This window comes from Dactylosporangium sp. NPDC051087 (genome assembly GCF_055586325.1).
Genome location: NZ_JBVJIJ010000034.1, coordinates 67,860 through 94,148, shown reverse-complemented (window position 1 = coordinate 94,148; position 26,289 = coordinate 67,860). Strand labels below are relative to the sequence as shown.

Below are 26,289 nucleotides of genomic sequence, written 5' to 3'. Positions count from 1 at the left end.
GCATCCGCCCGGCCGCCGTGTCCAGGGATCCAGGTGCCGCCGGCTGAGGTCAGGTGCGACCCGATTCCGGTCGGGGAAGCCAGGTTTCGCGTGGGTCGTCCGGTACGGCCGGCCAATCCGGAGCCAGTTCGTCCACTGCGGCGTGCAGGGCGTGCAGGCCCGGGTGGTCGGCGTCGGCGCGCCAGGTCATCGTCCAGGGGAACAGCGGGATCGGCGCGACGATCGGGCGCAGCACGCCGCCCGGCACCGGCGGCTGGGTGCTCATCACGAGGATCGGGCCGTTGCGGTCGACGAAGTGCTGGGCGAGCTCGTCGACGCCGTGGACGTGCGGGTGCGCGCCGGCCACGTCGATGCCGAACGGCGCGAGCAGCTGCAGCATCGCGTGCTCCCAGCCGGGTGTGGCGTGGCTGCCGGCGCGGATGCACACGCCGGCGCCGCGCAGCGCGCGCAGCGGGACGGCGTCGTGCCCGGCGAGCGGGTGATGCTCGGGCAGCAGCACCGCGACCGGTTCGTGCCGGACCGGGCGGTGCCGTAGACCGTCGACGTGGTGCGGGGCCCGGCCGAACGTGACGTCGAGGCGCTCGGCCAGCACCAGCGGCACGGCGTCCTCGGTGCCGGTGTGGAAACGGGCGAAGAACTCCACCTGCGGCGCGCGCCGGCGGGCGGCGGCCAGCACGAGTGCCGGGGTGAGGCCGGCGCCGACGACGTCGACGGTCAGCGAGCGCGGCTCACCGTGCAGCTCGCGCAGTGTGGTGTCGTGCAGCGCGAGCAGCTCCCGGGCCCGGGTCAGCAGCGTCTGCCCGGCAGGGGTGAGCACGACCCGCCGGGTGGTGCGGTCGAGCAGGCGCACGCCGGCCCGCTCCTCCAGCCGCCGGACGTCGCGGCTGAGCGCCTGCTGCGCCAGGAACAGCCGCCCCGCGGCGCGGGTGAAGTGCAGCTCCTCGGCGACCACGACGAAGTGGCGCAGCAGCCGGATGTCGAGGTCCTCGGGCACCCGTCCGTTCTACCCGATTGACACGCGTACCGCGTCAATCGGCGCTGAACAGGTGTTGGAGTACGGCGCACCGCCCGGGCCACGATCGGATCACCGAAGACGGGGGTGGTCCTGCGGTGGGCGCACGAGGCGCGGTGACGATGCAGTACGCGGCAGCGGGGGCGCTGACCGCCATGTGGGGCGCGTCGCTGCCGGCGATCGACGCCCGGCTCGACCTCGGCGCCGGCCGGCTCGGCGCGGTCCTCATGGCGGTCGCGGTCGGTGCGCTCGTGGCGATGCCGGTCGCCGGCCGGCTGGCCGACCGTTGGACCGGCCGGCGGCTGCTGCGGCTGGCCGCGCCGGGCGCGGCGCTCGCCCTGGCCGGGCCCGCGCTGGCCGGCTCGGTCGCGCCGCTCATGGTTGCCGCCGCCGGGCTCGGCGTGCTGCTCGGCGTGCTCAACGTCGCGTTGAGCGTGCAGGCGGTGGCCGTCGAACGCGCCGCCGGCCGGCCGGTGATGGCAACCATGCACGGGATCTGGACGCTGGGCGCGGTCGCCGCGGGCGCGGCCGTCACCGCGGGACTGCACGCCGGCGTCGACGCGCGGGTGCTGCTGCTGCTCGGGGCGCTCACCCTGGCGGCGGCGGTGACCGTGGCGGGACGCGCGCTCGTCGAGCCGCCGGCCTCGACAGTTGTGCACACACCGCCGGGCGCAGCGCAGTCGCCCTTGGTCGTCGTCGCGCTCGGGTTGCTCGGCGCCGCCGCGTTCGTCGCCGAGGCGGCCGCGACCGACTGGGCCGGGTTCCACGCGACCCGCGTGCTCGGCGCGGACGCCGCGACGGGTTCGCTCGCGTACACCCTGTTCTTCGCCGCGATGACCGCCGTCCGCTTCGTCGGCGACGCGGCCCGGTCACGGCTCGGCGCCGGGCGCACCGTGCGACTGGCCGGCTGCACCGCCACCGCGGGCTTCGGCCTGGTACTGCTGGCCGGCGAGCTTCCGGCGACCGCGCCGGCCCGGCTCGGGTGCGCGCTGACCGGCTGGGCCCTCGCCGGCGCCGGGACCGCCGTGGTGTGGCCGGTGGTGACGAGCACCCTCGGCGCCGCCGGCGGACCGGCACGGCAGCTGTCCGCCGTCACCACCATCAGCTACGGCGGCGGGCTGGTCGCGCCGGCACTCATCGGCTTCGTCGCCTCCCAAGCGTCCCTCCCGGTCGCGCTGCTCATCCCGGCCGCGCTCACGGCGGTGATCGCGGCCGGCTCCCCCGCCGTGCTCGCCGCCACGGCATTCCCTGTGGCCTGTCGCATCCACACGGCCGCCATGTGGCCGCACATTCGAACCGGAGGGTCGTTGCCGGCGTCCGGTGGCTCCCGTACGCATGACGGTGAATGCCCGTCCGACATGGAGGAGAGCCATGCCCTCGGAGACGTATCCAAGGCGGTCACGCATAAGCTCGGCAATGGGAGCTGAGTCGCCCAGCCCGTCTCCCGAGGACACCCAGGCGCCGCCCAACGGCAGGCCACCGGCGACGAGAGCCGCACTGCTGCGGGTGTACAGCCCGGCCGGCGGCGATCACCTCTACACCACCTCGGCAGCCGAGCGGGACGACGCGGTCGCCAAGTACGGCTACGTGGAGGAGGGCACCACCTGCCACGTCTACCCGACCTGACAGCACCGCCGACCCAGACGAACTCGCTGTTGAGGAGAGCCTCATCCCGGTCCAGATGACCAGACGCGCGCGCTACTTTGTCGATGTCCACGGACACCGTCTCGACGGCGGCATGAGCGACGCCGTCCGCGACAACTGGCAGTGGCACGACATCCCGGCCGCCGTCGTTCAACAGATGGCGGCCTTCGAAACGCAGTGGGGTGGGCTGCTCCTCCCACCGGCACCGCGGTACGACGGCGGCTGCGCCATTCGCCGGCATCACGGTGTTCGAGGTTCCGCCATGCCTTCGCAGCCGATATATTGTGCCGCGTGGAAACCCCACTGCGTGAACCCACGTTCCTGATCCTCACCGCCCTCGCCGGCGAGCCGATGCACGGCTACGGCCTGATCGCCGAGGTGGCCAAGCTGTCCGGCGGCCGCATCTCGCTGCGGCCCGGCACGCTGTACGGCGCGCTGGACCGGCTGGTCGACGCCGGCCTGGTGGGCGTCGACCACGAGGAGATCGTCGACGGCCGGCTACGCCGCTACTACCGGCTCACCGAGCCGGGCAGCGAGCTGCTGGTCGACGAGACCGAACGGATGCGCCGCAACGTCGAGGCGGCGACCAACCGGCTGCGCGCCGCCAAGGCCGCGCCCCGCCTGAGTCGAGGACTTGCATGAGCCCGTCTGAGAGCCGTCCGCAGGAGCGTGGCCAGGGACGCCCTGCGCCGACCGAGCTCGAGCGGCGCTATGCGCGCTGGGCGGCGCTGTTCTACCCGGCCGGCTACTGGCGGGAACGTGGCTCGGAGCTGGTGGACACCTACCTGTCCCTGGCCGCGCCCGGCCGCCGGAGGCCCTCGCTTGCCGACGTGGCCGATCTCGCGGCCGGTGGGCTGCGCCGGCGCCTGCGGACCGTGCCCGGGCTCGGCGCCGGCTTCCAGCTCGCCGGCCTGCTCGCGCTGACGACCGCCGCCGCGTTCGCGAGTGCGTGGGCGGTGCTCGAGGTGATGGCACCCATCAAGTTCTGGTCCCGGTACAACGGGCAATTCATGTCCCTCGGATTGGCGGTGTGGGCGGTCTGGCTGCTGGCCGCTGTCGCGCACCTCGCCGCTCCCGGCCGGTGGTACCGCCGCGCGGCGGTCATCGCCGTGCTGGTCACCGCGGGTGTCGCGGCGGCCGGGATGCTGACCGGGATCATTCGCCCGCCGCTGATCGTGCTGCTGCCTCAGCTCGCCCTCGGCATCGTCGCGCTCGGCGCCGACGCAGGGCACCGCCGGTGGGTCCGGCTGGTGCCGCTCGTCGCCGCGGCATCGACCGTGCCGGTCGCCGTGGTCACCGAGGCGCGCCTGGGCTTCTGCTGCGACTACTACCTGCCCGCCGCGGACGCGTTGCCGGCCGCCGGGGTGACGCTGCTCATCGGTGCGACGCTGCTCGCGCTCGGCTTCGCCGCCCGGCACGACCTCCGCGGTGTCTGGGCGCTGCTGTTCCTGCTCACGCCGATCGGCATGCTCACGCTGAACCCGATCGGCGCGATGCTGGACGGCTCCGGTCCCGGCCGGCCCATCGTCCCGGTGTGGTCATCCATGGCCGCCGCCGCGGCTCTGGTCGCCGTGGCGGGGCCGGTGCTGCTGGTCCTGGCCCTCGCCGCGGGAGGCCGGCGTTCGGGAGGTGCCCGGTCGCTGCCCGTCGCGGCGGCCCGGTGCCCGACCTGCGGCGCCCCGTCGAACTCCGCGTAGCCCACGACCCCTGCGGTCGAGTCCGCCTCGACCACGCCCACCGCGACCTGCAGACCGCCGACCCGGCCACCACCACCGTCAGCGACATCGCCGCACGGTGGGGGTTCCCCGACCACAGCCGGTTCTCCGCCGTCTACCGCACCACCTACGGCGTCACACCCTCGGCGACCCTTCGGCAGAGCCGCCACTGACATCAGCAATCAGCGTGCCGGCCCGGCCGCGGCGGGTGGCGGACTCGGCGCGAGTCAAGGATCAGATCGGCACACTGCTCACCTTCGAGCGGAGTGAGGGGTCGGCAAGCCTGCGGTTGATCGGCAAAGATGCCGAACATGGATCATCCTGTTCCTGCGCCGTCTTGGGCCGTCACGCTCATCTGTGGTGCGTCAGGCGTCGGTAAGTCGCGCATCGCGATCGCGCTGGCTCGCCGGTACGGTGTGCCGATCGCCGAGGTCGATGACATGGTGACCGCTGTCAAGGCGTTGACCAGGCCCGAGCAGTTGCCGACGCTGCACCTTTGGGACACGGACCCCGCAGCTCGGCAGTGGACGGCGGCGCGGATCGTCGAGCACACGATCGCCGTGGCGGAGTCGATGCGGCCCGGAATCGAAGCCGTCATCGCCGATCACATCGAGTCCGCGGCGCCGGTGGTCATGGAGGGCGACTACCTGCTGCCGGACTTCGCGGCCGCATTCGGTGCCAGGGTCAGGACCGTGGTGATCTCCGAGCCGGACGAGGATCAGATCGTCGCGAACTACCTCGCTCTCGAGCCCAGTACAGCACAACGGGCCCGCGCCGTCGTGAGCACGCGCTTCGATGCCGAGTTGTCGATCCGGGCCGCACGCGCCGGCGTCCCGGTCGTTCCCGCACGGCCCTGGCCGGACAACGTCGACCGGGTCGATGCGGCGCTACGACGCTGACTCGACAGCATTGCGGACGCCGCGGCCCGAGTCGACAACCGGGTCGGGGATGGATCGCGGGGAGAATGGCGGCAATGCTTCTGGAGGAGTGGTGATGCGGCGATTCAAGGGCAAGGTCGCGCTCGTTACAGCGGCGGCACAGGGCATCGGGCAGGCCGTCGTACGGCGGATCGCTGCCGAGGGCGGTGCGGTAGTCGTCACGGACCTGCGGGAGGACGCGGCCGCAGCGCTGGCCGACGAGATCGGCGCGGAGCACGCGCTCGCAGTCAAGGTCGATGTCACCTCACGCGCCGACGTCAACGCCGCGGTCGCCGCGGCAATCGAGCGGTTTGGCCGGCTCGATCTGGTGGTGAACAACGCGGGCGGCTGCATCGTCACCTCGATGCCCGAGGACACCTCGGCCGAGGACTGGCACCGTCAGCTCGACTTCAGCCTCGTCAGCGCCGCCCGCTGCATTCAGGCGGCCATCCCGCACCTGGTGAAGACTCGCGGCAACGTTGTCACGATCAGCTCGGTGAACGGTATCGCGGCATTCGGCAACGTGGAGTACGCCGCGGCGAAAGCCGGCCAGATCGCGATGTCGCAGAACTACGCCGCCCGGTACGGTCCGCTCGGCGTGCGTTTCAACGTCGTCGCCCCCGGTACCGTCCGGACACCGAATTGGGACTCCCAGCCGGACACGTTGGAGATGCTCGAGCCGATGTACCCGCTCGGCCGCGTCGGTGAGCCAGAGGACATCGCCGCAGCGGTCGCGTTCCTCGGCTCCGACGACGCCGCATGGATCACCGGACACACCCTGCCCGTAGAGGGTGGCGTGCTGACCGGCCCCAACCCGATCGACCTGAGCCCGCCTGACACGCTTCACAAAGGCCTTTAGCAACAACGAGGGACCTGGCCACAAGCGGACAGCGGCAGATCCGGGCGCCTGATCCTGGCGAGCCGTACGGCTGCCGGGAAGACACGGCTGACGGCTCGGCTCGGCGGTGTTGCGTTCAGGGGCATCAGCCGATCGGATGGCTGAAGGCGACGATCGGCTATTTCCATGTGCGGCGGGTACCCTGCGGCGCTTAGGAAGGAGGCATGGCCAACGAGGTGACTGTTCCCCTGCTGCCGTGCGCATCCGTTGACGACATCGAAGCCTTCTACGGAGTTCTCGGTTTCCGCACCACGTACAAGCAACGCAAGCCCAACGCGTGTGTGGGGGTGCAGCGGGAAGACCTGCAGCTGCAGTTCTTCGAGATCGCCGGGTTCGACCCGGAGCAGTCCTATGGCTCCTGTCTCGTGCTCACCGCGGACATCGAGGGACTGCACCGGGCATTCGCAGCCGGCATGCGCGCCGCGTACGGCAAGGTACTGGTGTCCGGAACGCCGCGGATGACCCGGCCCAGGGCGCGGAAGAACGCCGACGGGGTGGGCGGATTCAGCGTCATCGACCCGGGCGGCAACTGGATCCGCGTCTTTCGCAACGCCGCCACCGCGCCCTTGCCGGCCAGCACGCCGGCCGGGCGGCTGGCCAAGGCCCTGGCGAATGCTGTCGTGCAGGCCGATTCCAGGGGAAGCGTCGGACAGGCCGTTCGGATCCTCGACAGCGCGCTGGCCCGCCCGCAAGCCGGCGACGACCCGGTCGAGCAGGTAGAGGTCCTGGTCTACCGCGCCGAACTCGCGATGGTGCTGCACGACCCAAAGACCGCGGCCGAGATGCTGGCCCGCGCCCACTCCGTCACGCTCACGAAAGACGAATCCGAAAGGGCGGCATCCGCATTCGACAACGCCACCGAACTCGCAACAGCACTGCGGTGACTCACCATACGAACGCTTCTCTCGTCTCGGCATGAGCGAGCGCTGCGGCCGTGGCTCGACGTGCCAGACCCGTTGCGCGACGGTCTCGTGGCGGCGGCCGCGTGAGACCTGCGGCTGCCGGCGAACCGGCGGTGCGAACGGCAGCGTCCGCGAAGGCGTCACCGGGTGCCGGCGCACCCTCCACGCAGGGGCGACGCCGTCACTCGGGACGCAGGTCGTCGGGGTTGTCCAGGATCAAAGACGACTTTGAGCGGCGGCGCGGCGCGGTTGTCAGTGCACTCACTGCCGCTTGGGGCGAGCCGCAGGCCTATTCGTTCGATCGCGACTTCGACCGGCTCATCGCCGGCGAAGCTCTGCCGACGGTGATCCAGGACCTCACGTACTGCTCGTTCGGCCATCACGCAGACACATGGCAGCGCGGCGACCGTACGGTATGCGTCGTCCTCGGCCAGTTCGACAAGCACTTCCCGATCATGGTCCTGCTCGCGGTCATCATGCAGCCGCTGCCATGACCCGTAGGCCGTCTCTCGCCACAGCGGCATTGATCAGGTGAACTCGGTTGCCATGCGCGCCCCGAACACATTCACAGTGGATCTACCCTCGGGATTGACGAACGGCGTCCAGCCTTCGCGGCACGGGTCCTCGCGGGCCGACGACGATCGTCGTTGTCGGACGGAAGAGGTGGGAGCAGTGGAGGTCGACGACGCAGCGTTGGCGGCGCTATGCGCGACGCTCGACCCAGGCGTCGCGGCGACCTTGGCCGGTTTGGCGCTGCCGTCGGTGCGGATGCAGCCGGCCGACGCGTGTGAAGCGGACGCTGCGGTGACCCGCTTCGGGGGTGTGCCGCTCGTTGGCATGGACTTCGCCTGGCCGACGAAGGACGACGGCCAACCGCTGAGCCTGATCGGCCAGTGGCGTTGCGACGAGGTGAACCGGTGGATCGGTGCGGACCTCCTACCGGCCGACAGCCTGCTCTGCTTCTTCTTCGACGTGGAGGAACAGGCCGGCTGGGGCCTTACCCCGCAGGACGTCCGCGGCTGGCTGGTCACTGTCACCGAGTCCGCCACCGCTTCCCCTGCACAGCCGCCCGTCGGCGCGGTCACCTTTCCTGCCTGGTCTGTGGAGGGCCGCCCGGTACTGACGATGCCGGATTCGAATGAACCTGCGATCGAAGCCATCTGGGCCTGGACCAGTGAAGCATCCGTGACCTACGAACGCCTCTGGCTCGTGCCGGACCCGGTCGTGTCCACCGCGCCTTCGGATGGTCGGATCCGCAACAGCATCCAATGCATCTCGACTGCCAACTCGTCAGCAACGGCATCGAACTCACCTCGGCCGGCTCCACGCGTCCCGGAACTCCAGACCGACGCCGCGGACTGGCGGCTGCTGTGGCAGGTGGACACCGACTTGCACGGCCTCGGGATCGAGTGGATGTGGGGAGACATGGGCAAGCTGTACTTCTGGATCCGTAATGAGGATCTTGCCGTCGGCCGCTTCGACCGAGTCTGGGTTTTTGTTCAGGGCTGAGGCCGAACGACTCGGTTTCCGCTCATCGGCCATGAGCGAGCACGCGGCCGTGGTTCGACGTGCGGGGCCCGCCGCAACGATGCGTGACGATCTCCGCGGCGGCGGCCGCGCGAGACCTGCGGCAAGTCCGAACGTCCGATCCCGATGAGCATCGCGTCGGTGTCAAGCAATGCGATCAGCCATCACTCGACCAGAATCGCGTCCGGCAGGCGTGCGTTGCGAAACGCCACTACTGGTTCCACTTCCACGACCACCACGATCACGAACCGGTGGCCGCGGACTTCCTGGAGTTCATCGCCGAAGAAGCACTGAAGAGTCCCGCCGATCGCGTCATGGAACGCCGCGCTCTCGATGATCGCCGTCCTTGACTGGGGTGTCGTCTCCGCGAACGGAACCCGGTCCGGCGAGGCCAGTGGTCGAAGCTATTCATCGGACTCGTTGGGCGATCCTCAGCTCAGTCAGGTACCGCTTGACAATTTGGCCCCCGTAGTCCGCGTCGATCAGCCGCCCGATGCAGCCCAGCAGTGCGTTCCGCTGCACGTCCGGCAAGGCACGATGTCCGGAGTAGGTCAGCAGCAGATCCAGGTAGTCAGCTGTCGAGTACGGCAGCTCCCACTCGTACCGGTAGAACGTCGCGGGCCCGAATCGCCCTGACGATGTGAGCTCCCGATCGTCTTCGACGATGTCACGAGCGGTCTCAAGACGCAGGCCCGGTGGGGTCGACGGATCGAAGCGCTCATAGCACTTCTGGGTCTCGACGAAGAATGCCTCGGTCCAGGTGCCGCCAGCGATGTGGTGGGTTCCCACGGTGGCCAGCAGGCCACCGAGACGCAAAGCGTCAGCCGACTTCGACACCCGCACCGCGGGGTCGATCCAGTGAAACGCGGTAGCGGAGAACACCACGTCGAACGGTTCACCGGGCAACGGCCACTCCTCGAACGCCGCCGTAACGACCTCCACCGCGTCGAACGCGGCAAGATTTCGCCGAGCCACAGCCGCCATGTCCGTGCCCAGCTCGACAGCCACGATGCGGTGGCCCCGCTCGGCCAGTGGCACGGTCGCCTGCCCGGTGCCACAGCCGATCTCCAGCACCTTTGCCCCCGGCGCTACCCCGGCCGCAGCGAGATCATCAAACATCTGCACCGGGTATCGGGGGCGGGCACGGTCATACCGCGCGGCGTCCTCGTTGAAGGTCTCTCGCAACCTCACGTAGTCAATGCCGTCGCTCACCACCAGAGAATACGAGCGCAGCTCCTACGGCAGGCAATGCACCGGGAACGGAGGCGGCCATGACCACGATTCTCGACGACCCCTATCAGGCGTTCGGGATGTGGCCGACCGCAGTCTTGAGCAGCGAACCAGCCGCCGCCACCGGGTCCTTCGTCGTCGAACTCACCCGGATCTCGATGTAGTAGCCGCGCGCCCACGTGTCGCCGAAGCCGACGCCCGCCTGTTCCTTCGCCACGAACGCCGCGTCGCCGACGCCCGCCAGGTCGGTCGCCGGCGAGTCGAGGCCGGCCTTGGCCGCGTCGACCGAGGCCTTCGTGTACGGCGCCCGCGCCACGCTGACGTCGACCGACTGGGTGCCCTTCTGGTAGCTGCAGAATGCGGCCGAGCTCTCCTGCTTCGACAGGCCACTCAGGCCGCTCGCGGCGGCCGCCTCGTCCAGGCTCACGAGGACGCACGCGTCCTTGATCGCGCCGCCCGCGGCCTCCGCCGTGGTAGCCGGTACAGGAGCCGCGGCCGTCGTCGTGGTGGAGTCACCGGACTGGGCGGGCGCCGACGACCCGCCGCAGGCGGCCAGCACCAGGGCACCGGCGATGAGGCCGACCGTGCATGTGACACCCGAACGTAGGTTCATGGAGGGCAAGGTATCGACGCCTGCGAACCCTGTCCGGTCTCGGTCCCATTCCGGACTTTCCGACGAAGCGCTTCGGTCAGCGGCCGTGTTGCACCGGGTAGTGGATGACGACCGCACCACCGGTGGCGTGTTGGCGACATCGGCGGCCACCTGCCGGCCCTGCGGAGACGCCCTCGCCGCGGTCATTGCCGCAGCGTCGGCGAACTCGGCTTCGAAGACCGCGAAGTACGGCGTCGTTCCCTGTACCGCTGCCACGTCGAAGCTGTAGCGCCACGCGAGCAGGCCGGGCATACGCGCGACCAGCGGGAGATGGTTGGTCACATAGTAGATCGGGCCGGAGGTCAGGTGGTCGCGGTGAGGGCGTCGATCAGACCGGGGAAGCGGGCGTCGAGCTCGTCGCGGCGCAGCTCGACGGTGTGGGTGCGGCCGGCCACGACGGTGCGGGTCAGGCCTGCCTCCCGCAGCGTGCGGAAGTGGTGCGTCATCGTCGACTTGTGCACGCCGAAGTCCCAGTGCGTGCCGCATTTGCCGTGCGGCAGGCCGTCGGCGAGGGTCTGCACGATGCGCAGGCGGATCGGGTCGGCTACCGCCCGCAGCACGTCGACCATCGTCACGTCGGCGATGTCCGGCATCGCGTCGTCCTCCCGCGCCATGCCCCCCACCCTACAGTTGGATATCCGTCATACCTTCGCTTATGTTGATGGTATGACAGATGTCCAACAATCTGGTTCGGCGCGCTGGTCCTGGGACGCCGACGGCATGGTCACCGTGACCCTCGACGACCCCGGCCGCACCGCGAACATGCTCAACCGGCGCCACCACGAGGGGCTCGACGCCTGCCTCGACGACCTCACCCGGCAGCTCGACCGGCTGCGCGGCGTGGTGCTCACCTCGGCGAAACGCTCCTTCATCGCGGGCCCCGACTTCGTACCGGCCGAGATCACCCCGGACGAGGCGGCCGGCACCTACGACCTGCTGACGCCGCTGCGCGACCAGGCGCGCCGGCTGGAGACCCTGGGGCGGCCGGTCGCCGCCGCACTCAACGGCTCCGCGCTCGGCGGCGGCTTCGAGTTGGCGCTGGCCTGCCACTACCGGGTCGGCCCGAACGACCCGTCGGTCGTGTGGGCGCTCGCCGAGACCGGCATGGGCATCCTTCCCGCGGGTGGCGGGACGGTCCGGGCCACCCGGATGTTCGGGATCACCGCGACGGTACTGGAGATCGTCGGACCGGGCACGACGTATCACCCCGCGCAGGCGCTGGCCGCCGGACTGGTGGACGAGCTGGCCGACGACGTGGTCGCCGCGGCGCGGGCCTGGGTGCTGGCGCAGCCGGCCGGGCATTTCGTGCAGCGGTGGGAGCGGCCCGGCTACGAGATCCCCGGTGGGACCGCGGAGCCGCCGGGTCTTGCCGAGGAGGTGCGCCGCCGCTCCGCGGGGTCTCCGGTGCGTGCGCTCGCCACGGTACTGGAGGTGGCGGCGCGCAGCGCGGCGGCGCCGCTGGACGAGGCGTTCGAGGTCGAGACGGCGGCCTGCCGGGCGTTGCTGAGCGCGCCCGAGATCCCGGACCTGGCGCATCTCTTCTTCGCGATGCGGGCGGTCGCCACGGCACCCGCCGGGCTTCCCTCGCCCGGCCCGCTGGCCGGCACGCGCGAGTTCCCGCAGCGCGTCGCCAACCCCCTGGCGGCGGTGTTCTTCGCCCCTGACGCCCCGATCGTCGAGATCACCGACGCCGCCCTCATCCCCGAGGTCCGCGCGAAGGGCGGCATCCCCGTGCTGATCCACGGCGGCCACGTCTCGTTCGTGCAGACCCTCCTGGACGCCGGTCCCGACCCGGCCGCCATGGCCGCCGCCGCCCGTCACGCCCTCGACGACGGCCTGCGGATCGACCCGGCGGGCGCCGACGTCGCCTCGGTGCTCGCCGCCGGCTTCCCCGCCTGGACCGGCGGCGTCCTGCACGCCGGCGGCGTCCGGTGAGGTACTCCCTCGTCGAGCTGGCTCCGGTCGCGCCCGGCGGCGGCAAACGGGAAGCCCTCGACCGGGCTCTCACCGCCGCCGAAGAGGCCGAACACCTCGGCTTTCACCGTTTCTGGTTCGCCGAGCACCACCACGTGACGGGGTACGCCGCCCAGGACCCGGCCGCGCTGATCGCGGCGGCCGCCCAGCGGACCTCCCGGATCCGCCTCGGCTCGGGCGCCGTCCTCCTCAACCACTACAGCGCCTTCAGCGTCGCCGAACGCTTCCTGATGCTCGAGTCGCTCGCGCCCGGCCGCGTCGACCTGGGGCTCGGCCGCTCCACCGCCACTCCCCTCATCGACCACGCGCTGCTCCGGGACCGGGACAGCCGGCCCGCCGACGACTTCCCCGACCAGGTACACGAGATCATCGGCTACCTGCACAAGGCGTTCGACCGCGCACACCCCTTCGCGGCGATCGACCTCACGGCCGGGACCGAGGGCGTGCCGGAGGTCTGGGTGCTCGGCTCCTCCGGCGCGAGCGCCGGCCTCGCCGCACGGCTCGGCATCGGCTACACGTTCGGCGGTCACATCAACCCGGGCCGGGCCACCCGCGCGCTCCGCCTCTACCGGGACGCCTTTACGAAGACACCCTTCGGAACCGGTGCGGCACAGCCGATGCTCGCGCTGAACATCGTCGCCGCCGACGACGAGGCGGCGGCGCACCGGCTGACCTGGCCCGCCCGTGCTCTGCGGGCCGGTGGACGGGACCGGCCCATCCCCACCGTCGAGCAGGCTCGGGCGGAGCTGAGCGCCGCGGCGAAAGCGCAGCCGAGCACGATCGTCGACGGCGTCGTTCCGCCGCAGATCTCCGGAACCCCGGCGACCCTGCGGGCCCAACTCGAACCGGTGATCCGCGAATCGGGCGCGACCGAGGTCATGGTCCAGGACATGCTGACCGACGCCGCGGCGCGAACCCGGTCACGCCAGATCATCGCGGAAGTCCTCCAGGCCATCGCCATCTGAACCGGGCGGGTCACCGGAGACGCTGTCCCTGCGGTTCGAGGTCCGGCGCCTCAGCACGGACGGGATCGCTGGGCAGAGACGGTGAGCGGCGGGACAGCAGCCATCCGGTCAGTGCGGCGGCGAGGCCGGCCAGCCCGGCCGCCGCGAAGCCACCCGCCGGGGTGGACAGGTCGACGGCCACCCCGACCAGCGGGGAGCCGAGTGCGAAACCCGCGCTCAGTGCCGAGGACTGCAGACCCGTCGCCTCGCCCCGTGCACCGGCCGGTGCCAGCCGGCTCACCGCGTCGGCGACCGTGGACAGCGTCGGCGCGGTGAGCAGCCCGGCACCGACGACCGCCACGCACAGCCAGGGCCAGCCGGAGGCGAGCCCGGCGGGGATCGTCACGAGCCCGAGCAGGCCGAGCAGCAGCCACGTGGGCAGCGGCCGGGGCAGCACGCCGTAGACCAGCCCGCCGGCGACGGACGCCGCGCCGAACACGGCGACGACCGCGGCGGCCCAGGACACCTGACCCGCTTCTCTGAGGCTGGCGACGATGGCGAGGTCCACGCCGCTGAGCAGCGTCGTGGTGCCGAACGCCATGATCAGTACGGCCATCATGCCCGCGCCCAGCCATTCCCGGCGCGGGGGGCGTCCAGCCGCGGCGGCGTCCACCTCGCTCTCGGCGCGTACCGGCGGGTCGAGCACGGCGATCCCGACGCCACCGGCCGCGATCGCGGCGCCGACGCCCCACGCCACCACATCGGGGGACGTCAGCGCCGCGCACAGGATCACGACCGACGGGCCGACGATGTACGACAGCTCACCCTGCACCGACTCCAGCGCGAACGCGGCCCGGCGCTGTCCCGGCGTCGTCATCGCGGCGATCGCCTGCCGGGTCACCGACTGGGCCGGCACCATCAGCAGCCCCGCCGCGAAGGCGGCGCCCAGCAGGACGCCGTACGGCAGGATCGGCACGCTCAGCCAGAACACGACCTGCACGACGGCCGTGACGATCAGCACGACACGCACGCCCCGCCGGTCCACGACGCGGCCGAGCAGCGGCCCGCCGAGCGCCAGTCCGGCGGTCAGCGCCGCCGCGACACCACCCGCCGCCGCGTAGCTCAGGTCCAGGCCCAGCACGACGTACAACGTCAACGCCATCACGTCGGCGGTGATCGCGGTCCGGGCGAGCAGCGAGATGCCGAGCAGCGATGCCATCCCTGGCACGGCGAGCACCTGCCGGTATCCGGTCACTCGTTTGACGCTAGGTCATCCGGTACGCCATAGGAATGCCTCATTCTGTTGGAGCAGGCATAATGGATGCTTATGGCAAGGGAGCTCGAAATCGTCTTGCTGCGGTCGTTCGTCACCGCCGTCCGCGCGGGCAGCATCAGCCGCGCCGCGACAGCGCTCGGACACACCCAGCCCGCGCTCAGCCAGCAGCTGCGCAAGCTGGAGAGCGTCGTCGGCCGGCCGTTGCTGCACCGGTCACCGTCCGGCGTCACGCCGACCCGGGCGGGTGAGGAGCTGCTGCCGTACGCCGAACGCATCCTCTCGCTCTCCGCACAGGCGCTCACCGAGACCGGGCGCGCGCTCACCGGGCACTGCGGCGTCGGGCTGCTCGAAGACCTCGCGGCGTCCCAGCTGCCGCAGGCCCTCGCCGACCTGGCCCGGCTGCACCCCGGGGCGACCCTGGAGGTGCTCAGCGTCTCCACGGCCGCGATCCGGGAGGCGTACGACGCAGGCCGCGTCCACCTCGTGCTCGACGAGGTGCCGGACCTTCCCGCGCCGCCACGGTGGACGGTGCGCCGCCCCCTCGTCTGGGCCGTCGGCCACGGCGTGGACGTCGCCGCCGATCCACTGCCGGTGGTGTTGTTCTCGAACACGTGCGCGTGGCGCACGTCGGTGGTGGAAACGCTGGACCGCACCGGCCGGCGCTGGCGGGTCGCGTTCGAGAGCAACAGCCTGATCGGCGTGCTCGCCGCACTGCGGGCCGGGCTCGGCGTCGCGGCGCTCATGCCCGCGAACCTCGAACCGGCGATGGCCTGCCACGACCCGGACGCCTTGCCCACCCTGCCGGACGTCGAGCTCGGTCTCGCACGACACCCGAGGACCGACGGCGACCCGCTGATCGACGCCGTGGAGACCGCGCTGCGCCGCACGATCTGACCCCGGATTCCGCATCACGGACGACGCCGGAGGTGGGCCTGACTCGGGTGCTACGCGCCCGTTCCCGGCACCGGGAGCGCGACGGTGGCGGTGCAGCCTGCGCCGGGCGCCGACGTGATCGACAGTGTTCCGCCGGCGGTGGCCGTCGCCTGTGTCAGCAGCGCGAGGCCGATGTGGCCGTCCGGCGGCGCGTCGCCGGGGGTGAACCCCGTGCCGTCGTCACGGACCCGCAGCACGACCTCCCGGCGGTCCGCGGTGACGGTGACGGTGATCCGCGAGGGCGTGCCGTGCCGGACCGCGTTGCGGACCAGCTCGAGTGCCGCCTGACTGAACAGCACCTGGTGCGGTCCGGTGATCAGGCCGGCGGCCGCCGCGGACACCTCGACGTCGAGCGCGACGGTTTCGCCGGCGTGCTGCCCCAGCAGCCCGGGCAGGCTCTCGGCGAGATCGCCCGGCGGGGCGGCGGGCAGCAGCCCGCCGGTGAGCGCGCGGAGCTGGGCGATGCTGATCTGCACGATCTCCCTGGCCGTCGCCATCCGGGCGCCGCCGGCGTCGAACCTGGCCGCCGCGGCGTCGGACAGGACGATGCCGGCGGCGGCGAGGTTCTGGATCGGGCCGTCGTGCAGCGCCTGGGCCAGTTCGCGGTGGTGCCGGTCGCGCACGGCGGCGGCGGTCGCGGCGAGATCGGCGCGCTGGGTGGCCAGGCGGCGGGAGCGGCGCGCGGCGTTCACCGTCAACGGCAATGCGGCGGCGGACGCGCCCAGGACGATGAGCAGCAGCGGGGTGAGCTGCAGCCGGGCCGCCTGCCACATCGCGGCGCGCTCGCCGGTCGGCACGTACGCCTCCAGGCTCAGCAGGTTGTCGCCGGCGTCGCGGAAGGTGGTGAACACCTCCAGCAGCCGCGTGCGGTGGTCGGCCTCGAATCGGTGCTCGATGTCGGCGGGCACCGCCAGTACCGCCGCGTCCCCTGTACGGCCGACCGGCGCAGGAGCGGCGAGCGGGCCCTCAGCGGCCCGGGTGAAGCCTTCCAGCTGCGGCCGGTCGGAGATGACGATCCGGGCGGTGCCGCCACTGATGACCCACACCTTGACGCGGAAGAGCACGCCGGAGCGCAGGAGCGGGTCCAGCTGCTCCAGCAGGCGGGCACGGTGGGTCCCGTCGGAGGTGCTGTGGTCCGCGGCGGACAACGTGTCGATCACCGTGGCGCTGACGGCCGAGGCGGTGCCGATGGCTGCCTGCACCGACGCCGTACGGGCGGCGCTCACCATTCCCGGGCTGGCGCCCGCGACGGTCACGACGGCGATCAGGGCGGTGACCGTGAGGTGGCGCAGCACGGACTGCCGCCAGGGCACCCCACCGCGGCCGGTCACGGATACCGCTTCGCCACGGTGACCAGTCCGGACTCGATGGCGGCGGCGACCGCGGCGTGCTGGCTGTGCACCCCGAACTTGGCCAGGATCGTCTTGATGTAGTCGCGGACGGTGTGCATCGACAGCCCCAGGTCGTGGGCGATCTTCCGGGCGTCGGCACCGGCGGCCAGTGCGGCCAGCACCTCGCGTTCGCGTGGGGTCAGTTGCGGTCCGGCGCTGTCTTCGAGGCGGCGCCGGGGTGCCGGCACGCCGCGCAGCACGCCGAGCACCGCGTTCAGGGCGTCGTCCTTGGCCAGGAACGCGTCCGCGCCGGCGCGGTACGCGGCGGCGGCGAGGTCCGCGCGTGGATGCCCGGTCAGGACGACCAGCAGTGCCGCCGGCCGGATCGCCCGCAGCTCTTCGACGACGGCCAGGCCGCCGGCGTCGGGCAGGTGCAGGTCGACGATGGCGACGTCGAAGTCGTAGACGGCGGCCTTGGCCAGCCCGTCCCGCGCCGTGTTGGCCACCGCGACGCATCGCAGGTCCGGCTGGGCGTCCAGAGCGAGGGCGAGCACGTCGGTGAAGATCCGGTGGTCGTCGACGAGCAGCACCGTCCGCTGCCCTCGGGCCGGCGGGCACGTGCCGGACACGGCGGGCGCGGTTGCCGTGCTCATCGCGGTCTCCATCCCCTTGCCGAGGACACCCCCAATTTTGGGGGGGTCGGCCGGGGTCGGCCCGGCCCTACGGTACTTAGGCAAGCCTAACGTAATCCTCACGCGAACTCCCCAGCGAAGGACCACCCCTTGTTGATCACTTCCATCACGACCCGGCGGCGGGCGCTCGCGGCACTCCTGACCGTTCCCGTGGCGGCGCTGGCCGCGTGCGGGGGCAGCGACACCGGCACCGGCTCGCCGGCACCCACGGGCTCGTCCGCGCCGGCGCTGGACCGCAACGCGACGCTGACCCTGTACAACGCGCAGCACGACACGCTGACCAAGGCGTGGGTGGAGGCGTTCACCGCCAAGACCGGGATCAAGGTCGAGATCCGGCAGGGCAGCGACCTGACCATGGCCAACCAGCTGGCCGCGGAAGGCTCCGCGTCACCGGCCGACGTGTTCCTGACCGAGAACTCCCCCGCCATGTCGCTGGTCGAGAACGCCGGCCTGTTCACACAGGTCGACAAGGACACCCTGGCGCAGGTCCCCGCCGAGTACTCCCCGTCGACCGGCAACTGGGTGGGCATCGCCGCCCGCAGCACGGTCCTGGCCTACAACCCGACCAAGATCACCGAGGCCGAGCTGCCGAAGTCGATCATGGATCTGCAGGACCCGAAGTGGAGCGGCAAGTTCGGCGCCGCCCCGAAGGGCGCGGACTTCCAGGCCATCGTCTCGGCGATGCTCGAGCTCAAGGGCGAGGAGGCCACGAAGACGTGGCTGGCCGCGCTCAAGACCGGCGGGCAGGCGCACACCGGCAACAGCGCGGCCATGAAGTCCGTCAACGTCGGCACCTCCACGACCGCCGTCATCTACCACTACTACTGGTACGGCGACCAGGCCAAGACGAAGGAGAACAGCAACAACGTTAAGCTGCACTTCTTCGGCGGCCAGGACCCGGGCGCGTTCGTGTCTGTGTCCGGCGGCGGGGTGCTCAAGTCCAGCAAGCACCCGGCCGAGGCACAGGCGCTGCTGCAGTACATCACCGGCAAGGACGGTCAGAAGCTGCTGGCAGACAGCACCGCGTTCGAGTACTGCGTCGGCAAGGACGTGCCGTCCAACCCCGCGCTGAAGCCGCTCTCCGAGCTCGGCGCGCCGAAGGTCGACCCGTCGAAGCTCAACAGCAAGAAGGTCGTCGACCTGATGACCACCGCCGGACTCATCTGACGCACCGCCCGAATCCGGTGAGGAACGCTCCAGCCGTGACCCCAGCTGTACCTCCAGTTGTGACCGCTGCCGGGCCGACAGCAGGCGCAGCCACGCGGCGACTCCGGTCGCTGCCGCCGCTGCGCCTGCTCGTGCCATGTCTGCTGATCGCGGGCTTCGCCCTGATCCCGCTCGTCGTCATCGTCTACTACTGCTTCGACGTCGGCTGGCCCGTCGTCGAACCGCTGGTGTTCCGGCCGTTCATCGGCGAGCTGCTGGCCAACACGGTCCTGCTGTGCGCCACCGCGACCCTCTGCTGCCTGACGGCCGGCGTGGGCCTCGCGTGGCTGGTCGAACGCACCAACCTCCCGGGCCGCGGCGTGTGGCTGGCGTTGCTGGCCAGCCCGCTGGCGATCCCCGCGTTCGTGAACAGCTACGCGTGGATCAGCCTCGCCCCCGAACTGCACGGGCTCTGGGCGGCCACGCTGATCACCGCCCTGTCCTACTACCCGTTCGTGTTGCTGCCGGTCGCCGCCGCCCTGCGCGGGCTCGACCCGGCGCTCGAGGAGACGGCCCGCAGCCTCGGCCTCGGCCCGGTCAGGGGGTGGGTGCGGGTCGTGCTGCCGCAGCTGCGCCCCGCGATGCTCGGCGGCTCGCTGCTCGTCGCGCTGCACCTGCTCGCCGAGTTCGGCGCCATCGAGCAGCTGCAGTACGCCACCTTCGCCACCGCGATCATCGCCCAGTACGAGTCGACGTTCGCGTCCACGGCGGCGAACGCGCTCGCAGCCGTGCTCATCGCCTGCTGCCTGCTGTTCATCACGCTGGAGGTCCTGGCCCGCGGCCGGGCACGGGCCGCCCGGCTGGGATCCGGTGCCGCCCGCACGGCCACACCGGTCCGGCTCGGCCGGCTCACCGCCCCGGCCGTCGCGGTGCCGCTCGCCGTGGTCGGCCTGGCCGTCGGCGTGCCCGTCTACAGCGTCACCCACTGGCTCGGCTACACCGGCGCCGCCGGGTTCGACATGTCCGAGCTGCTCCCGGTACTCGCGACCACCGCGAAACTCGCCGCGTTCGCCGCGGCCGCCACCGTCGCCGCCGGGTTCCCGCTGGCGTGGCTGTCGGTGCGGCACCGGAGCCTGATGACCACCATGCTGGAACGCAGCACCTACCTGGCCAGCGCCGTCCCCGGCGTCGTCGTCGGCCTCGCCCTGGTGACCGTGTCGATCCGCTATGCCCGGCCGCTCTACCAGACCACCGCCGTCGTGGTCGCCGCATACGTGATGCTGTTCCTGCCCAGGGCGATGGTGAACCTGCGCTCGGCGATCGGCCAGGCACCCCCGGCGCTCGAGGAGGCGTCGCGCGGGCTCGGCCAGTCCGCGTTCGCCACCTTCCGCCGCGTCGTCGTCCCGCTCACCGCACCGGGCGTGCTGTCCGCGGCCGCCCTGGTGTCGCTCGCCGTCACCACCGAGCTGACCGCCACGATCCTGCTCGCACCGACCGGAACCCACACCCTGGCCACCGAGTTCTGGTCCGCCGCCGCCGAGATCGACTACCCCGCAGCCGCACCGTACGCCGTCTGCATGATCGTCCTGTCGCTCCCGTCGGCCTACCTGCTGCTGCGGCAATCCTCCCGAGGAGTCACACGATGACCGCCCTGTCCGTGCACGGGCTGTTCAAGCGCTACGGCCGGGTGCCCGTCCTCAACGGCATCGACCTCGACATCGCCCGGGGATCCGTCACCGCGATCCTCGGCCCGTCCGGCTGCGGCAAGACCACCCTGCTGCGGATCGTCGCCGGATTCGACCGCGCCGACTCGGGCACCGTCACCCTCAACGGTACCGACGTGTCCAGCGGCCGCACCGTCCTGCCGCCGAACAAACGCGACATCGGCTACGTCGCCCAGGAAGGTGCGTTGTTCCCGCACCTGGACGTCCAGGACAACATCACCTTCGGCCTGCCGTACCTGAGCACCGGCAGACACCAGCGGCGGCACCGGGCCGCGGCGTTGCTGGAACTGGTCAGCCTCGATCCGGCTCTCGCCCGGCGGTACCCCCATCAGCTCTCCGGCGGCCAGCAGCAGCGGGTCGCCCTCGCCCGCGCGCTCGCCCGCAAACCCTCGCTCGTCCTGCTCGACGAGCCGTTCTCCTCCCTCGACACAGCCCTCCGCGAAACCACCCGGACCGCGGTCGCCGCCGCGCTCAAGGCCGAGAACGTCTCCACCCTCCTGGTCACCCACGACCAGGCCGAGGCGCTGTCCATGGCCGATCACGTCGCCGTCATGACGGACGGCAGGTTCACCCAGACCGGCCCGCCGCAACAGCTCTACGCACAGCCGGCCACCGTCGACGCCGCGCTGCTGCTCGGACCCGCCAGCGCCCTCGACGGCAAGGTCGACAACGGCCGGGTCGTCTGCCCGCTCGGCGCCCTGCCCCTCACCCAGCCCTGCCCCGACGGCGACGCCACGGTCCTCATCCGCCCCGAACAGTTCCAACTCTCCGACGCCGGCACCTCGACCGACGCCGCGGCCACGGTGGTCAGCCGCGAGTTCTTCGGCGCGGACATGGTCGTCACCGTGCGGCTCGCCGGCGGTGCGACGATCCGCGCCCGGGCCGCCGGCACCACCGCACACGACCCGGGCCGACCGGTCACCATCGCTGTGCACGGACCCGTGCACGCCTACCCGATACCGGCGCACCGCTGATTTCGGGATGGGCCGTCTTGATTCCCGTCGATTACCCGGCGTCGATCTGCCGCCACCGGCCCGGGGCGTTGAGGCGGTGCAGCCGGAACGCCTCGTCGTGGTAGCCCTGTCGCGCATCCTGCTCGGATTCGAAGGTCAGCTGCGTACTGCGGGGATCGGTGGCCGTGACGGTCCAGCTTCCGTCCGGCCGCCGGTCCAGCCGGATCCGGAACGTTTTATGGGATTCGGCGGCAGCGAACTCCCAGTACGCCACTGATTCGGATCCAGTCCGCGTTTGCGGAGGTACGAGTCGAGCGTCCCCGGGGCGGATTCCGGCCATGTCGACCGCCGGCTCGGCTCTTTGGTCCGCCGGCCTGCCGGCCGCCCAGCGCTCCAGCTCGGCAGGCTCGACGAGCAGGAACGCGGCCAGGATCCGGGTCGCTTTCGACAGCCCGTAAGCCGCCGGCAGGTCGGGTTGGCCGGGAAGAGCGTCGCAGTAGCCACCGACCAGCGGCCCGAGTTCCAACGCGTCGAGACGACCCGACATCAGCTCCTCCCGCACCGGAAGGATGTGGTCGAACCAATCTTCACCCGTTGCTCCGGTGAGCTCCTCGTCCTCGCCGTGCCGCCCGAAACGAAGGACCACCACGTCGGCATCGGCCGTCATCGTCACGCCGTGCACCGCATACCGATCCGCGACGTACGGTGCGACCACCTCGACCGGCAGTGCCTGGCGGGGAATCCGGAACCCTACCTGACGAAGCCCGCTGTTGTGGAAGTACAACCAGCCGTCGAAGTGGCGCTCAATGAACTGCTCCATCTTCGAGCTGTAGTCGTCCCAATCCACCGAGGCGACGAAGTAGGTCGACGACACGAGCGGCTGCCCGGGCAGCATCTCGAGCACGGACCGCGTGCTCTCGTCCAGCTCACGGTCCACGGTCTGAGCCTCGATGTAGACGTAGTGCCGCCATTCGCGGCGAGAGTTGCCGCGGTACCTGCGTGAGCCCACCGGCCCATTTTGCCGGAGGGTGCGAACCCGTCAACACGGCCGCTGGATCGCGGTACGCGAGGCGCCGACGTCCCGAGGAGATCGATGCGCTCCTGGCTGTGAATGGCATGCCTGGCTGACCGCGGCGTGGCTGCTCGGCGTGGCCCGGCGGGTCGAGTGGCGGGAACGCATCGAAGGTCTGCTGCTGGCCGGCGAGCTGGTCTGTTCAGGTCAGGGTTACTGCTCTGCGCTCGCCCGGTTCGGCTAAGGTCGGGCCGTGTCGACTCCCCTGCGCTGGCGGCTGCTCGACGAGGAAACCGGCGCCGCTCTTACTGAGTGCGCGGACATCGACGGGCTCTTCGTCGACCGGGTGTTCCCGGTAGAGCCGCTGTACGAGCGTTACACCCTGCTGAGCTGCGCGCCGTCTGGACCCCTGCTCGCCGCGACCAACGGGACGGGACCGGCCTGGTTCGGCAACTTCGTTGTCGAGGGTGCGCACGTCCCCGGCCGCCCGGTGAGCAAACGTTGTGATTCCGGATGCGGGGGGTGTTTCGACATCGTCGAGGAGTTGCTCGACGTCCGTGTCGTCGAACATCGCCCTTCCGCGGACGGTTCCGGCTTGGTCGACATCGACCTCGAAGGCCATCGCCGCGTCGAGGACAACAATGAAGGCGGCACCGTCGCTCCCGCAGTCTTCGGTTATCGGCTGATCGCATGGTCGGGGACGGACGAATCTCACCCCGAGACGCCGGCCGGCGAGTGCCGGGACGTTGCGGGTCTGTTCCATGAGCGGCCTGAGATCTGGCCGCCGGGTCCACCGTTGACCTTGCTGGGTTGCCGGCCCGGACTCACCGGTTCCTTCGAGGCCGCGCTTGCCCATGTACGCGTTGACGGCACGACGCACAAGATGGGCTGGGGACAGCGGGTATTCGGAAGTGTCGTAGCGGCCCACCCGTCCGACCTCGGTGACGACCTGGTCGATATCGCCTTGAGCGCGCGAATCCCGGAACCACTGGCGGCAAACGATCGTCCACTCTGGGACACGTGGCGCGCAGGCGGCCCCAACGAGCCGAACCAGTGGGCAGAACTTGATCGCAGCGACCGCTATCTCTGGGTGCAAGCCGCCGCGCTCCACCGGAGGCATGCCCCGGACAAGCCCGAGGGCACGGTTTACCACCTGGACGGACGCTACGTCACCGACCTCGACGGGTTCTTCTGCGCCATCGGCGAGGCGATCAACGGCCCGGGCGGCTGGTTCGGCGGCGACCTGTTCTGGTTGCACGAGAACGCGGGCACCGGGGACGGCGGCGCCACCCCCGGCTTCCGGTTGATCTGGCACGACTCCGAGGTGGCGCGCACCCACCTGATCCCCGGCTACGACCGGAAGAGCTGGGGCCCGGCAGTCACCTTCGACAACCTGGTCCGCTGTCTGACCGAGGACGGCGTGCAGCTCGAACTACGCTGAAGAAGCGCGACTGACCGTGGCCAGGACCTCAGGAGTGCAGTGGCACGATCTTTCACCAGGACTCGCCGTCCAGGCCAACTGAGTGCATGCCGGCCAACACTGCGAATTTTGGTCAGAGCATTCGTCGGGTTCGGCAACGAATCAGCGGTCCCCGCGTGCGCTCAGGCGGGGCAGCCGTTGCCGGAGCTGCGTCGCGTCGTCGAGGATGGCCGGGTCGCCGGACGGTGGTTCCGAGGGTTCGAGTGGGCCGCCCCCGTCGTCCGCCGCACGACGGCCGGTTCGGGCGAAGTACACCTGGTCGGCGACGGCTCCGAACGGCTCCGCGAGTTCGATACCTCGCTGGGCGAGGATGTCTGCCAGCGTGTCCGGATCATCACGGAACCGTTCGAAGGAAAGCCGCCCGGTCGCAACCACAAAGGTCCGGAAGTCGGTGAATCCGTCATCCCCGAGCGACCCTTCGACCAGTTCCACCGCTGCCATGTGGATCCAGGTGTACAGCTCATGGTTCGCCGCGACCAACCGCCGGTGAAAGTCGAGGACCTCGGCGTCGGGCAGGCCGACGAGAACATCGCGCAGCGCTTCGGCCTGCTCATCCGTGTCCTGGGCGGAACGCTGCAGGGTCCCGTCGATCGTCCGCCAGAACTGTTCGTCGTCCATCGCGTTCTCCTACTCGTCGCCATGGGCGACGGCAGTGCCGGTCACCGGTTTCCGGCTCGCCACGGCGACGCAATCCTGCCATGACACCGGCGGACCAAAGGATCATTTGGCCGACGATCTCGGCGTACTGCCCAGCTCACTCCCGGCAGGCCGGCGATGAGTGCGATTTACCGGTCCCGCCAGGACAACGGAGAGAGGTGGGTGGCTGCTGCCGCTATTCGTCGGGTCGTTTCGGTCCTGAGGTCGCGGCGCGCCGACTCGATCCAGCCGTCGACGCGTTGCACACGGGGCCACGGCGGTACCGGTCGGCCGGTACCGCCGCGACCGTGGTCATTGCGCGAGGACGGCGTACAGGAAGCCGACGATGATCAGGATCGCGACGACGCCGATCAGGACCAGCGCCGAAGCGCCCGGGTCCTGGGTGCGCCTGTCGTCACGTCGGTCGGTGCCGTCGCGGTCGTCGCGGCGGTCTGGAGAGTCGGGGTACACGGTGGCTCCGTTCCATGGCAGCGTGCGGCGGCAACGCTTTCGATCAGGTGATGGGCCGCTGACGAACAGCGGCCGGAAGGCGACGCGTGAGCGGCCGGGAAGGCCGGAGGGCGACGATCAGTGCGACGGCAGTGGCGGCGCTCGGCCCGCGACCGAGGCCGCCCACCACCGCGCGGGTGGCCGGACGTCGCGTCGCTGCGCCGGGTCGGGCCGGGCAGGGCCGGCGAGCGCACGACGGGCGCGCACGACGGGCGGTCGTTCGCCGATCCAGCGCCGGCACAGCAGGCCGGCGACGGCGCCGACGAGCCCGTACGCGACGCCGCCCGCGAACAGCAGCGTTGGCTGCGAGCCGGCGCCCCAGCCGGACGACACCAGCTCGCCGCCGAGGAACGACACGACCGACAGGCCCGCCGCCCAACGCGCTCCAGGCCCGCTCGGCCGGCGTACGGAAGCCGTGACGGACCCGATGCCGACGGCGGCGAGGAGGAAGGCCACGACGATCGCCGCGGCGGCCTGGTCGTCGTGGACGTGGCGGACACCGGCGGCGATGCCGTGCGCGGCTCCGTGGCTGTGTGCCAGTAGGCCGGCGACCACCACGTCCGCGGCGAGGCACGCGACGACACCGGCGGCGACGGCCGCCACGGTGTCCACATGCCGGACGGCGCCGCGGAGCGGGTCGCCGTTACGTGCCACGATCAGGCCCTTCGGTCTCCGACGGGAGCCGCCATAGTAGCGCCCCGGCGACCGCGTTCGTCCAGGCAGCCTCAGGTACGGTGGCAGCTTCCGGGTTCAGGTGAGAGGCATCCGATGCGTCGTCAGGGCAGCATGCAGCCGCTGTTGTGGCTGTTGCTCGCCTTGAGTGTGATGGGCTACACGGTCCACCCCGTCGTGCTGCTGCCGGAGCGTGCGCCCGCGGTGACCGGACTGGTTGCCGCCGCCGGCGACTGCGAGCCGGATGCCGCGCGGACCTCCGGACGCCCGGCCGCCGACCATTCCCCGGCGCGGACGGTGGATCCGCTCGCGATCGATGCCGGCACCGCGCGATGCCACGAACTCACGCCGCCGGCGGTCGGTGCGCCGTCACCGGGATCGACGGCGGTGCGCCCGGCGGTCGACCGCGCCCAGCTGCAGGTGTGGCTGCACTGATCGAAGAGGCGCTCCACGTCCACCCTCTTCGTCACCGTGCCGGGCCTTGTCGCGCCCGGCACGCCGCCTGAACG

The 26,289-nt window shown here is 71.2% G+C and carries 31 protein-coding genes; 20 read left to right on the top strand and 11 right to left on the bottom strand.

What is annotated here, in order from left to right; translation table 11 throughout:
- Window positions 1–49: 49 nt before the first annotated feature.
- Window positions 50–994 (bottom strand): LysR family transcriptional regulator, encoded by a 945-nt coding sequence (locus ACZ6TV_RS45640; RefSeq protein WP_465306154.1) that lies wholly within the window; start codon window positions 992–994, stop codon window positions 50–52.
- 140 nt (window positions 995–1,134) lie between these two features.
- On the opposite strand from ACZ6TV_RS45640, the gene ACZ6TV_RS45635 reads away from it, so the two are divergent.
- The 11 genes from ACZ6TV_RS45635 (at window position 1,135) to ACZ6TV_RS45585 (ending at window position 8,965) form a co-directional block, all read left to right on the top strand.
- Complete coding sequence (locus ACZ6TV_RS45635; protein WP_465306202.1) at window positions 1,135–2,439, top strand: MFS transporter; 1,305 nt, start codon at window positions 1,135–1,137, stop codon at window positions 2,437–2,439.
- A complete protein-coding gene (locus ACZ6TV_RS45630) occupies window positions 2,429–2,638 on the top strand; it encodes a hypothetical protein (RefSeq protein ID WP_465306152.1) in 210 nt (69 codons plus the stop codon). The genes ACZ6TV_RS45635 and ACZ6TV_RS45630 overlap by 11 nt, the downstream gene beginning before the upstream one ends.
- A gap of 309 nt (window positions 2,639–2,947) precedes the next feature.
- The gene (locus ACZ6TV_RS45625) at window positions 2,948–3,298 is read left to right on the top strand and encodes a PadR family transcriptional regulator (RefSeq protein ID WP_465306150.1); all 351 of its coding nucleotides are present in this window, start codon (window positions 2,948–2,950) and stop codon (window positions 3,296–3,298) included.
- Window positions 3,295–4,353 carry a hypothetical protein gene (locus ACZ6TV_RS45620; RefSeq protein ID WP_465306148.1) on the top strand — a complete coding sequence of 353 codons (1,059 nt, stop codon included), beginning with the start codon at window positions 3,295–3,297 and terminating at the stop codon, window positions 4,351–4,353. Before ACZ6TV_RS45625 ends, ACZ6TV_RS45620 begins: the two co-directional genes overlap by 4 nt.
- Window positions 4,317–4,544 carry a helix-turn-helix domain-containing protein gene (locus ACZ6TV_RS45615; protein ID WP_465306146.1) on the top strand — a complete coding sequence of 76 codons (228 nt, stop codon included), beginning with the start codon at window positions 4,317–4,319 and terminating at the stop codon, window positions 4,542–4,544. Before ACZ6TV_RS45620 ends, ACZ6TV_RS45615 begins: the two co-directional genes overlap by 37 nt.
- A 138-nt stretch (window positions 4,545–4,682) precedes the next feature.
- Window positions 4,683–5,270 carry an isopentenyl transferase family protein gene (locus ACZ6TV_RS45610; protein WP_465306144.1) on the top strand — a complete coding sequence of 196 codons (588 nt, stop codon included), beginning with the start codon at window positions 4,683–4,685 and terminating at the stop codon, window positions 5,268–5,270.
- A gap of 94 nt (window positions 5,271–5,364) precedes the next feature.
- Window positions 5,365–6,147, top strand: coding sequence for an SDR family NAD(P)-dependent oxidoreductase (locus ACZ6TV_RS45605; RefSeq protein WP_465306142.1), 783 nt, complete (start codon window positions 5,365–5,367; stop codon window positions 6,145–6,147).
- A gap of 203 nt (window positions 6,148–6,350) precedes the next feature.
- Entirely contained in the window at window positions 6,351–7,070 is a 720-nt protein-coding gene (locus ACZ6TV_RS45600) for a VOC family protein (protein WP_465306140.1), read from the top strand.
- 224 nt (window positions 7,071–7,294) lie between these two features.
- Window positions 7,295–7,582 (top strand): hypothetical protein, encoded by a 288-nt coding sequence (locus ACZ6TV_RS45595; protein ID WP_465306138.1) that lies wholly within the window; start codon window positions 7,295–7,297, stop codon window positions 7,580–7,582.
- A 178-nt stretch (window positions 7,583–7,760) separates the two neighbouring features.
- Window positions 7,761–8,597, top strand: a complete 837-nt coding sequence (locus ACZ6TV_RS45590; RefSeq protein WP_465306136.1) for a YwqG family protein — start codon at window positions 7,761–7,763, stop codon at window positions 8,595–8,597.
- An 83-nt stretch (window positions 8,598–8,680) separates the two neighbouring features.
- Window positions 8,681–8,965, top strand: coding sequence for a hypothetical protein (locus tag ACZ6TV_RS45585; RefSeq protein ID WP_465306134.1), 285 nt, complete (start codon window positions 8,681–8,683; stop codon window positions 8,963–8,965).
- Window positions 8,966–9,023: 58 nt separating this feature from the next.
- On the opposite strand, the gene ACZ6TV_RS45580 is transcribed toward ACZ6TV_RS45585, so the two are convergent.
- The 3 genes from ACZ6TV_RS45580 to ACZ6TV_RS45570 all read right to left on the bottom strand — a co-directional run bounded on the left by ACZ6TV_RS45580 (window position 9,024) and on the right by ACZ6TV_RS45570 (window position 11,111).
- Window positions 9,024–9,827 carry a class I SAM-dependent methyltransferase gene (locus tag ACZ6TV_RS45580; RefSeq protein WP_465306132.1) on the bottom strand — a complete coding sequence of 268 codons (804 nt, stop codon included), beginning with the start codon at window positions 9,825–9,827 and terminating at the stop codon, window positions 9,024–9,026.
- An 85-nt stretch (window positions 9,828–9,912) separates the two neighbouring features.
- Window positions 9,913–10,779 (bottom strand): EthD domain-containing protein, encoded by an 867-nt coding sequence (locus ACZ6TV_RS45575; protein WP_465306130.1) that lies wholly within the window; start codon window positions 10,777–10,779, stop codon window positions 9,913–9,915.
- A 20-nt stretch (window positions 10,780–10,799) separates the two neighbouring features.
- Complete coding sequence (locus tag ACZ6TV_RS45570; RefSeq protein WP_465306128.1) at window positions 10,800–11,111, bottom strand: ArsR/SmtB family transcription factor; 312 nt, start codon at window positions 11,109–11,111, stop codon at window positions 10,800–10,802.
- Between the two features lie 52 nt (window positions 11,112–11,163).
- On the opposite strand from ACZ6TV_RS45570, the gene ACZ6TV_RS45565 reads away from it, so the two are divergent.
- Both ACZ6TV_RS45565 and ACZ6TV_RS45560 read left to right on the top strand, forming a co-directional pair.
- The gene (locus ACZ6TV_RS45565) at window positions 11,164–12,432 is read left to right on the top strand and encodes an enoyl-CoA hydratase/isomerase family protein (protein WP_465306126.1); all 1,269 of its coding nucleotides are present in this window, start codon (window positions 11,164–11,166) and stop codon (window positions 12,430–12,432) included.
- The gene (locus ACZ6TV_RS45560; RefSeq protein ID WP_465306124.1) at window positions 12,429–13,436 is read left to right on the top strand and encodes an MsnO8 family LLM class oxidoreductase; all 1,008 of its coding nucleotides are present in this window, start codon (window positions 12,429–12,431) and stop codon (window positions 13,434–13,436) included. Before ACZ6TV_RS45565 ends, ACZ6TV_RS45560 begins: the two co-directional genes overlap by 4 nt.
- A 10-nt stretch (window positions 13,437–13,446) precedes the next feature.
- Here the strand turns inward: ACZ6TV_RS45560 and ACZ6TV_RS45555 are convergent, their stop codons facing one another.
- Window positions 13,447–14,670 (bottom strand): MFS transporter, encoded by a 1,224-nt coding sequence (locus tag ACZ6TV_RS45555; RefSeq protein WP_465306122.1) that lies wholly within the window; start codon window positions 14,668–14,670, stop codon window positions 13,447–13,449.
- 72 nt (window positions 14,671–14,742) lie between these two features.
- Between ACZ6TV_RS45555 and ACZ6TV_RS45550 the strand changes: the two genes are divergently transcribed.
- Window positions 14,743–15,585 carry a LysR family transcriptional regulator gene (locus ACZ6TV_RS45550; RefSeq protein WP_465306120.1) on the top strand — a complete coding sequence of 281 codons (843 nt, stop codon included), beginning with the start codon at window positions 14,743–14,745 and terminating at the stop codon, window positions 15,583–15,585.
- A gap of 50 nt (window positions 15,586–15,635) precedes the next feature.
- On the opposite strand, the gene ACZ6TV_RS45545 is transcribed toward ACZ6TV_RS45550, so the two are convergent.
- Together ACZ6TV_RS45545 and ACZ6TV_RS45540 are read right to left on the bottom strand one after the other, a co-directional pair.
- Window positions 15,636–16,955: a sensor histidine kinase gene (locus tag ACZ6TV_RS45545; RefSeq protein ID WP_465306118.1), complete on the bottom strand. Its 1,320-nt coding sequence runs from the start codon at window positions 16,953–16,955 to the stop codon at window positions 15,636–15,638.
- Complete coding sequence (locus tag ACZ6TV_RS45540) at window positions 16,952–17,608, bottom strand: response regulator transcription factor (RefSeq protein ID WP_465306116.1); 657 nt, start codon at window positions 17,606–17,608, stop codon at window positions 16,952–16,954. Before ACZ6TV_RS45540 ends, ACZ6TV_RS45545 begins: the two co-directional genes overlap by 4 nt.
- Window positions 17,609–17,737: 129 nt before the next feature.
- On the opposite strand from ACZ6TV_RS45540, the gene ACZ6TV_RS45535 reads away from it, so the two are divergent.
- From ACZ6TV_RS45535 to ACZ6TV_RS45525, 3 genes are all read left to right on the top strand, one after another.
- Window positions 17,738–18,814 carry an iron ABC transporter substrate-binding protein gene (locus ACZ6TV_RS45535; protein ID WP_465306114.1) on the top strand — a complete coding sequence of 359 codons (1,077 nt, stop codon included), beginning with the start codon at window positions 17,738–17,740 and terminating at the stop codon, window positions 18,812–18,814.
- Between the two features lie 131 nt (window positions 18,815–18,945).
- A complete protein-coding gene (locus tag ACZ6TV_RS45530) occupies window positions 18,946–20,439 on the top strand; it encodes an ABC transporter permease (RefSeq protein ID WP_465306112.1) in 1,494 nt (497 codons plus the stop codon).
- Entirely contained in the window at window positions 20,436–21,491 is a 1,056-nt protein-coding gene (locus ACZ6TV_RS45525) for an ABC transporter ATP-binding protein (protein ID WP_465306110.1), read from the top strand. The genes ACZ6TV_RS45530 and ACZ6TV_RS45525 overlap by 4 nt, the downstream gene beginning before the upstream one ends.
- 31 nt (window positions 21,492–21,522) lie before the next feature.
- On the opposite strand, the gene ACZ6TV_RS45520 is transcribed toward ACZ6TV_RS45525, so the two are convergent.
- Window positions 21,523–22,407 carry a hypothetical protein gene (locus ACZ6TV_RS45520; RefSeq protein WP_465306108.1) on the bottom strand — a complete coding sequence of 295 codons (885 nt, stop codon included), beginning with the start codon at window positions 22,405–22,407 and terminating at the stop codon, window positions 21,523–21,525.
- Window positions 22,408–22,498: 91 nt separating this feature from the next.
- On the opposite strand from ACZ6TV_RS45520, the gene ACZ6TV_RS45515 reads away from it, so the two are divergent.
- Together ACZ6TV_RS45515 and ACZ6TV_RS45510 are read left to right on the top strand one after the other, a co-directional pair.
- A complete protein-coding gene (locus ACZ6TV_RS45515; protein ID WP_465306106.1) occupies window positions 22,499–22,726 on the top strand; it encodes a DUF6000 family protein in 228 nt (75 codons plus the stop codon).
- A gap of 9 nt (window positions 22,727–22,735) precedes the next feature.
- Window positions 22,736–23,923: a barstar family protein gene (locus ACZ6TV_RS45510; RefSeq protein ID WP_465306104.1), complete on the top strand. Its 1,188-nt coding sequence runs from the start codon at window positions 22,736–22,738 to the stop codon at window positions 23,921–23,923.
- 141 nt (window positions 23,924–24,064) lie between these two features.
- Here ACZ6TV_RS45510 and ACZ6TV_RS45505 read toward each other — a convergent pair whose 3' ends face one another.
- The 3 genes from ACZ6TV_RS45505 to ACZ6TV_RS45495 form a co-directional block, all read right to left on the bottom strand.
- On the bottom strand, window positions 24,065–24,580 hold the full coding sequence (locus ACZ6TV_RS45505) for a DUF4240 domain-containing protein (RefSeq protein WP_465306102.1): 516 nt from the start codon (window positions 24,578–24,580) through the stop codon (window positions 24,065–24,067).
- Between the two features lie 330 nt (window positions 24,581–24,910).
- Entirely contained in the window at window positions 24,911–25,069 is a 159-nt protein-coding gene (locus ACZ6TV_RS45500) for a hypothetical protein (protein ID WP_465306100.1), read from the bottom strand.
- A 117-nt stretch (window positions 25,070–25,186) separates the two neighbouring features.
- Window positions 25,187–25,762, bottom strand: a complete 576-nt coding sequence (locus ACZ6TV_RS45495; protein ID WP_465306098.1) for a hypothetical protein — start codon at window positions 25,760–25,762, stop codon at window positions 25,187–25,189.
- Window positions 25,763–25,876: 114 nt separating this feature from the next.
- On the opposite strand from ACZ6TV_RS45495, the gene ACZ6TV_RS45490 reads away from it, so the two are divergent.
- Window positions 25,877–26,215, top strand: a complete 339-nt coding sequence (locus ACZ6TV_RS45490; RefSeq protein ID WP_465306096.1) for a hypothetical protein — start codon at window positions 25,877–25,879, stop codon at window positions 26,213–26,215.
- The last annotated feature ends 74 nt before the right edge of the window (window positions 26,216–26,289 follow it).

Excerpts from the sequence above, each read along its gene's own strand:
- ACZ6TV_RS45635 (WP_465306202.1), top strand. The coding sequence starts at position 1,135 with ATGCAGTACGCGGCAGCGGGGGCGCTGACCGCCATGTGGGGCGCGTCG.
- ACZ6TV_RS45630 (WP_465306152.1), top strand. The coding sequence starts at position 2,429 with ATGGGAGCTGAGTCGCCCAGCCCGTCTCCCGAGGACACCCAGGCGCCG.
- ACZ6TV_RS45620 (WP_465306148.1), top strand. The coding sequence starts at position 3,295 with ATGAGCCCGTCTGAGAGCCGTCCGCAGGAGCGTGGCCAGGGACGCCCT.
- ACZ6TV_RS45610 (WP_465306144.1), top strand. The coding sequence starts at position 4,683 with ATGGATCATCCTGTTCCTGCGCCGTCTTGGGCCGTCACGCTCATCTGT.
- ACZ6TV_RS45605 (WP_465306142.1), top strand. The coding sequence starts at position 5,365 with ATGCGGCGATTCAAGGGCAAGGTCGCGCTCGTTACAGCGGCGGCACAG.
- ACZ6TV_RS45600 (WP_465306140.1), top strand. The coding sequence starts at position 6,351 with ATGGCCAACGAGGTGACTGTTCCCCTGCTGCCGTGCGCATCCGTTGAC.
- ACZ6TV_RS45570 (WP_465306128.1), bottom strand. The coding sequence starts at position 11,111 with ATGGCGCGGGAGGACGACGCGATGCCGGACATCGCCGACGTGACGATG.
- ACZ6TV_RS45565 (WP_465306126.1), top strand. The coding sequence starts at position 11,164 with ATGACAGATGTCCAACAATCTGGTTCGGCGCGCTGGTCCTGGGACGCC.
- ACZ6TV_RS45550 (WP_465306120.1), top strand. The coding sequence starts at position 14,743 with ATGGCAAGGGAGCTCGAAATCGTCTTGCTGCGGTCGTTCGTCACCGCC.
- ACZ6TV_RS45540 (WP_465306116.1), bottom strand. The coding sequence starts at position 17,608 with ATGAGCACGGCAACCGCGCCCGCCGTGTCCGGCACGTGCCCGCCGGCC.
- ACZ6TV_RS45525 (WP_465306110.1), top strand. The coding sequence starts at position 20,436 with ATGACCGCCCTGTCCGTGCACGGGCTGTTCAAGCGCTACGGCCGGGTG.
- ACZ6TV_RS45505 (WP_465306102.1), bottom strand. The coding sequence starts at position 24,580 with ATGGACGACGAACAGTTCTGGCGGACGATCGACGGGACCCTGCAGCGT.
- ACZ6TV_RS45490 (WP_465306096.1), top strand. The coding sequence starts at position 25,877 with ATGCGTCGTCAGGGCAGCATGCAGCCGCTGTTGTGGCTGTTGCTCGCC.